Raw genomic sequence first — 6,302 nt, 5'->3', positions numbered from 1 at the left:
GCGTTGCTCATCAGCGTGGGCGTCCAACGAAACTCGCCCTAGCGGCTTGCACACTACGCAAGCCACCGCGGAACTCGAACAGACGCTGGCCGACCCCTCCCACGCTGACTGCGCTACTCGGCGCGTCAGATAGGGGCCCGTGAAAACCACACGCGCTAAGTTAAGCTGAGGCTCGCCGCATTTATTCCCGCGCAACCAGCGAAATAAAACAAAGCAAAAAAACAAAATCAAACAAACCACCCACAAACCAAATGAATTGGTGGGTTGGTGGGTTGGTGGGTTTTAGTTTTGGAAGTTAAAAGGGTTACTAAGCGCCCTGTGCAGTTCGAGCTTCATCACTCTCTAAACGTGGTGGGTCTAAACGGGCCCCTATCTGACGCGCCGAGTAGCGGAGTCAAAATAAGGAGGAAGGGAGCGACTGTCTGAGCTCCGCGGTGGCCTGCGTTCTGTGCAGGCCGCTAGGGCGAGTTTCGTGACCGCTTATGCCTAAGTCTGGCAAAGCAACGGACGAAAGTCCTGAGGTGAGCAACGCAGGAAACAAGCGGAAGCTAGGGTGCCCTTTCTTTTGGTTACTTATTCTTTGGGCAAGCAAAGAAAAGTAACTCGCCTAGAGGCGAAAAAGAACGCTGAAACAGAACTAAGACCCTTCCAAAGAAATACCGATTTAAACATCTACTAAGTGAAACACTTGCTCTCTGCTGCGATCAAGCGATGCATGAACCTTGTCTGGATTCTCCCTTGCAGGGCGCGTTGGCTTCTGCATAAGCCAACCGTTTCGCAGGCTCTGAGCATGCTCAGAGAAACCCCTGCTACACCCTACGCCGGAATGACGACTTTGCAGCATGCTGTAAAAACGCCTAGCTGCAACAATCACCTTCTAACACACTCCTCCACTCCCGTATTGCCGCCCTTAAATGCCGGTTCAAAATAAAACTTCCTGAACATTAAGCGCCCGTCTGCATTTTTCTTGAATTCCGCAATGCCGGTGCCAAAATCACTGGTCTTGCCCCCATATTCGCCATTTTCCATCGGCAAGGAAAAATGCATCGCCGCATGCATGCCATGTGCCGCGGCATGGCCTTTGTATAGCCCGTAATCAGGGACTTCCAGCTGGAAGTCATAGCTAGTGTCTGCGCCCTTGCTATGCTCTTTGCGCAATTTCATCGTCACTATGCCGGTATATTCACCTTCGTGCGCATCTTCGCCGCGACAGTCATAGACGCCACTCAAATCAAGCGCATACGCACTGGTTACAAATAAGCACATCATCAGCGCTACAAAATACTTCATTTTGTTTTCCTAAGATTATTCCGGTGGGCGTACACGCAAAAAGCTGGCAAATTTCGGTTTGCCTTTCTTGGTGATATCCCGATAAGTATAAGTGACCTGGCTGCCTATAGGGGGCGGATTTTCGCGCTCTGCATCGGTAAATCCTGTACCTAGTTTAAACTGAATGCCATCAGGCATTTCTACCAGTAATGCGCCCATTTTACCCACGTATTTACCTTTGCCGGGGACATGCGCGATCACTTTAGCTTCAGCATCCAGTTGTGGCTTGAGTTTGAGTAAAGCGTGATTGCGGCCGGTGACATAGGGGGCATCAGCGCGATGCAGCATGAGTCCTTCTCCGCGTTTGGCAACGACGCTATCGAGCGTGCGTTTTAGTGCTTGCTCGTCGGGCACATGAAATTGTTTGATGGCTTTCAGGTACGGGCTATGCGCCATGCGAATAAGTTGTTCGATACGCCGGGCACGCTCCGCAAATGAGCCATCAGCCTGTGGCAACTCAAATACATAATAGGCGACCTGACGCCAGGCAGCATCTTCCGGCATGGATAGGCGTACGGTTGCAGAGAGTAATTCGAATTGGCCGCGGCCTATCCATAACTCGCCATCCAGCGCTTGTTTGGGGAAATCTTTGATGAACCATGCCGGCGCATGGATAGGGTTGCCCTGACGGCTGACCAGCTGTTGGCCATCCCAAATGGCGCGTATGCCATCGAGTTTTTCACTGACCAGGTACAGGCGTACATCCAGGCCTTGCTGATAGATGTGTGCCAGCAAAATATCCGGCGCTTTGGCAAGGACATGTGTGGCGCATAAACTGAACAGTAATAGCAGGTAATAGCTTGTAAAACGCATAAAGCGACTCCTGAAATTTAATTAAAATTAACAAGAGTAAACTATATCAATCAAGCTATTTTGGCAATAATGCCGATTTCAACCAAGCCGCTATAAAAATTATTTTTTATTATAAATCAAATAACTTGGCACCATAACTTATCGTGATGCATTAAGTCCATCCAGAGTGCGACCAGACTTAAAACCACCAGCATCAGGCCACTGATACGCATGCCTGTGGTCTCCTGCATCCAGCCAGGTAAGGCCTGCTGGCCAGAGCGCCACAAAATTGGGGCGATCGCCATGATAGTGGCTGAACCTATGGCAAATGCCATCATCACCAGTGCGCCCTGTAACCATTGCGATTGCAGCGAAGCCAGCATCACGGCGGAATATAGCAAGCCGCAAGGCAACAACGCCCACACCATGCCGGTGAACAGGAAATTGAACCTGGCGTGGCGGGTATGTTGCTTGATCCACGCCCACACCTGTTGGGCGCCCTGCACTGCCCATTGTGGCTGTTTACCAGTGACTAGCAGCAAAAAGCCCCAGGCAAAGATCAGGCTATGCGAGAACGTCCACAGCGGCTGGAATACCTGGCTTTGGCCGGATAGCCAGGCCAGGCCACGCAGGCTTTGCGCGGCTAATGCGCCCAGCAGGGCGTAACCTAGCATGCGCCCCAGGTAAAAGCTCCAGGGTACGGTCTTGACTATGCGTATAGTGATGGATCTGGCGTTGGAAGGTGTTTGCATGGCGCCGCAAGCTGCACCACACATGGCAATGCAGTGAGGCCCGCCTGCCAGCCCCATGACAAAGGCGGTCAGGAGTAAACTGGCTAACATGCCGAGAGTTTAAAGGATTTTGGAGAACCTTGCACGGTTGGCATCGTGCTGTAAATAGCGGTCAAACACCATGGCGATGGCGCGTATAAAGAACCAGCCCATTTCGGTGACTTTAATGCCATCGTCTTCCAGAACCACCAGGCCCTGTTTCTCTTTTTCAGCAAGTTGTTGCAGCTCTGACTTAAAGTATTCTCTGAAGTCTGCCATATAGGATAACTCTATGGATTCATAACTCAATTCGCCATGGCACATGATGGCCATGATCACGGCACGGCGTATCAGGTCATCCCGGCTGAGCGCCAGGCCACGCACGACAGGCAGCTGGGACTGGTCGAGAAAATCATAATACTCTTCCAGCGTTTTGGCATTCTGGCTGTAGCTGGCGCCCATCTTGCCTATGGCCGAGACCCCCAGTGCCAGGATATCCTGATCGGCCATGGTGCTATAACCCTGAAAGTTGCGGTGTAACCTGCCCTGCTGTTTGGCAATCGCCAGCGTATCTTCCGGCAAGGCAAAGTGATCCATGCCTATGTAGACATAACCGGCCTGGATCAGCTGCTGGATCGCTTCGGACAGCATCTGTATCTTGTCGACAGCGGTGGGCAGATCTTCCTGCAGGATGCGCCGTTGCGGTTTAAAGCGCGAAGGCAGATGCGCATAACCATACAAGGCGATGCGGTCTGGCCGCAGGGTGATGATCTGCGAAATGGTTTGCCTGAAAGTGACTGGTGTCTGTTTGGGTAAGCCGTAGATCAAGTCGGCATTCAGTGACTGAAAGCCCATAGCGCGTGCTTCGCGCATCAGCAATGCCACTTGTTTGTAAGTCTGTATGCGATGCACCGCCTGCTGCACATCGGCATCAAAATCCTGCACCCCGAAACTGAGGCGGTTAAACCCCAGGTCGCGCAAATGTTGCAGGCGTGCGCCGTCTACGGTGCGCGGGTCAATCTCGGCTGAATACTCGCCTTCGGCACTGAAGGCGAATGCCTGTTTTAGCATATGCATCAGGCGGGAAAGCTCTGCATCACTGAAGAAGGTGGGTGTACCGCCGCCCAGATGCAATTGATTGACCACCTGCTGCTGGCCCAGGGCATGCAGATGCAGGTCCAGCTCGCGTTGCAGATAATCCAGATAGATGGCACTCTGCTCGTAACGCTTGGTGACTATCTTGTTGCAGGCGCAGTAAAAGCACAGTGAGGCACAAAACGGGATATGCACATAGACCGACAGCGCCTGCTTCCAGCTGCTGATATTGCGCTGCTCTACCGCCTTGCAATATGCCGTGGCATCATAGGCTTCAACAAACCGGTCTGCGGTGGGATACGAGGTATAACGCGGCCCCGACACATCGTAGCGCTCAATATGCTCCTGCGTGATCATCAACGGTTGTTTCATGGTATCCAGCACACTTTTTCCTGTTCTATGTGGATGGCTTAAAGCCCATCGCAGAATGACAGCCACTTTGCCACAAAGTAATCGGCACGCACTTGATGTACATCAAACCTCAGGCAGTCATGCACTTGCATAATGGCAGTACATAATAAAGGGAAGAGACCACGCATCATGCTCACAGAAATTGCCGCCAACGGCATGGCCGTCTTTGAAACACCCCGGCAGGACGCGTATAATTTGCCTGATACTCAACGCCAGTCCAGGATCGTCTCCATGCATGCCGAGCCCAAGCCCATAGTCCCAAACGCAGCGGATAACAAACAGGTGGAATCCAGCTTTAAAGTCGCTTGTTCAAACTGCAATTTGCGCGAACTATGCCTGCCGGTAGGCCTGAATGCAGACGAAATGCAGCAACTGGACGGCATGGTGGCCACCCGCAAAAAGATCAAACAGGGCGGGCATCTGTATAGCAGTGGCGATGCCTTCACCATGCTCTACGCCATACGCACCGGCTTTTTCAAAACCAGCGTGGTGTCAGAAGACGGCCGCGAGCAAGTCACAGGCTTCCAGATGGCCGGTGAGATCATAGGCCTGGACGGCATAGTCAGCGATAAACATAATTGCAATGCCATCGCGCTGGAAGACGCAGAAGTCTGCGTCATGCCATTCAACCACGTGGAAGACCTTTCGCGTGAGATCCCCATGCTGCAACGCCATGTGCACAAGATCATGAGCCGCGAGATCGTGCGTGAAAACGGGGTGATGATGCTGTTAGCCAATATGCGCGCAGAAGAGCGCCTGGCTGCCTTTTTACTGAATCTGCTGCAACGCCTGCACGCCAGGGGTTACTCCAAGAGCGAGTTGATCTTGCGTATGACGCGTGAAGAGATAGGCAGCTACCTGGGCATGAAACTGGAAACCGTCAGCCGTACTTTCTCCAAGTTCAGCGAAGACGGCATTATCGAAGTCAAACAGAAAAATATCCGCATTCTCGATCACGACAAACTGAAAGCGATCTTTAACGCCAGCACCTGCTAATGCAAATATAAGCACAAGCAGAACAGCATGCTGGCGCAAGCGCTATTCGGTGAGCTCGCCGCTTATACCGCGACACGTAACTGGCAATATGTCTACCCGGTATGGTCACGGCGCGCGCAAGGCATCTCCATTGGCATCAATCTGCACCCCAACCATTGCTGTAACTGGCATTGCATCTATTGCCAGGTGCCAGGTTTGCAGCGCGGCCCGTCACCTGTGATAGAGATCGCACGATTGCAGGCCGAGCTGGAACAATGCCTGGACTGGATCAGCACACAGGCAGGCACGCATGGCCCAGACCTACCTTCAGGGGACCTGCTCTCACCTCTCATACAGGACATCGCCTTTGCCGGCGATGGCGAACCTACGACTTCTCCGCAGTTTGCCGAGGCTTTAAAAGTGGTCAGCCACAGCCTGCAGCAGCGTCAGTTAGCGATATTGGTCAGGCTGATCACCAATGGTAGCCAGCTGCAGCATGCGCATGTACAACATGCCATTGAGTGCCTGCATGCGATAGGCGGCGAGGTGTGGTTCAAGCTGGATGCAGGTAGTGATGCCGAGATGCGGGCGGTGAATGACAGCCATGTGCCGCTGGCATTGCATCTGCAACGGCTGCAAACCTGCTGCACCCTGTGCACGACCTGGGTGCAGACCGCCATAGTCAGCAGGGTCGTCGATCAGCAGTTGATCACGACACCGGCCCTGCCAGCTTACAGCCAGGCGTTAATGGCCCTTGAGGACAAGATCGCAGGCATTCTGCTATACGGCATTGCCAGGCCCAGCCAGCAAGCGGCTGCCTCTAGCCTGCAACAGACTGCCAGCAGTGTGATAGATGATTATGCGCGGGAACTGCGCGCACAAGGCTTTCAGGTGCGCGCATTTGTTTAGGATAGCTGGAACAATGAGGGT

At 52.9% G+C, this 6,302-nt stretch carries 6 protein-coding genes; 2 read left to right on the top strand and 4 right to left on the bottom strand.

Annotated elements, in window-relative coordinates; genetic code table 11:
• Positions 1-870: 870 nt before the first annotated feature.
• From ACT6RZ_RS14615 to hemN, 4 genes are all read right to left on the bottom strand, one after another.
• On the bottom strand, positions 871-1,290 hold the full coding sequence (locus ACT6RZ_RS14615) for a hypothetical protein (protein ID WP_444702816.1): 420 nt from the start codon (positions 1,288-1,290) through the stop codon (positions 871-873).
• Positions 1,291-1,305: 15 nt separating this feature from the next.
• Entirely contained in the window at positions 1,306-2,142 is an 837-nt protein-coding gene (locus ACT6RZ_RS14610; protein ID WP_444702815.1) for a DNA ligase, read from the bottom strand.
• 116 nt (positions 2,143-2,258) lie between these two features.
• Positions 2,259-2,930 (bottom strand): sulfite exporter TauE/SafE family protein, encoded by a 672-nt coding sequence (locus tag ACT6RZ_RS14605; protein ID WP_444702820.1) that lies wholly within the window; start codon positions 2,928-2,930, stop codon positions 2,259-2,261.
• 42 nt (positions 2,931-2,972) lie between these two features.
• Positions 2,973-4,358 (bottom strand): oxygen-independent coproporphyrinogen III oxidase, encoded by a 1,386-nt coding sequence (gene hemN, locus ACT6RZ_RS14600; RefSeq protein WP_444702814.1) that lies wholly within the window; start codon positions 4,356-4,358, stop codon positions 2,973-2,975.
• A gap of 270 nt (positions 4,359-4,628) precedes the next feature.
• Here hemN and fnr point away from each other — a divergent pair, with 270 nt between their 5' ends.
• Positions 4,629-5,393 carry a fumarate/nitrate reduction transcriptional regulator Fnr gene (fnr, locus tag ACT6RZ_RS14595; protein WP_444702819.1) on the top strand — a complete coding sequence of 255 codons (765 nt, stop codon included), beginning with the start codon at positions 4,629-4,631 and terminating at the stop codon, positions 5,391-5,393.
• Between the two features lie 27 nt (positions 5,394-5,420).
• Positions 5,421-6,281, top strand: coding sequence for a hypothetical protein (locus tag ACT6RZ_RS14590; protein WP_444702813.1), 861 nt, complete (start codon positions 5,421-5,423; stop codon positions 6,279-6,281).
• The last annotated feature ends 21 nt before the right edge of the window (positions 6,282-6,302 follow it).

It is taken from the genome of Methylophilus sp., assembly GCF_052437885.1.
Taxonomy (GTDB): domain Bacteria; phylum Pseudomonadota; class Gammaproteobacteria; order Burkholderiales; family Methylophilaceae; genus Methylophilus.
The sequence above is the reverse complement of the archived record's forward strand: the minus strand, read 5'-3'. Positions and strand labels throughout refer to the sequence as shown.

Bases quoted from the DNA above. Each gene is read 5' to 3' on its own strand.
- ACT6RZ_RS14615 (WP_444702816.1), bottom strand. From the start codon at position 1,290: ATGAAGTATTTTGTAGCGCTGATGATGTGCTTATTTGTAACCAGTGCG.
- ACT6RZ_RS14610 (WP_444702815.1), bottom strand. From the start codon at position 2,142: ATGCGTTTTACAAGCTATTACCTGCTATTACTGTTCAGTTTATGCGCC.
- ACT6RZ_RS14605 (WP_444702820.1), bottom strand. From the start codon at position 2,930: ATGGGGCTGGCAGGCGGGCCTCACTGCATTGCCATGTGTGGTGCAGCT.
- hemN (WP_444702814.1), bottom strand. From the start codon at position 4,358: ATGAAACAACCGTTGATGATCACGCAGGAGCATATTGAGCGCTACGAT.
- fnr (WP_444702819.1), top strand. From the start codon at position 4,629: ATGCATGCCGAGCCCAAGCCCATAGTCCCAAACGCAGCGGATAACAAA.
- ACT6RZ_RS14590 (WP_444702813.1), top strand. From the start codon at position 5,421: ATGCTGGCGCAAGCGCTATTCGGTGAGCTCGCCGCTTATACCGCGACA.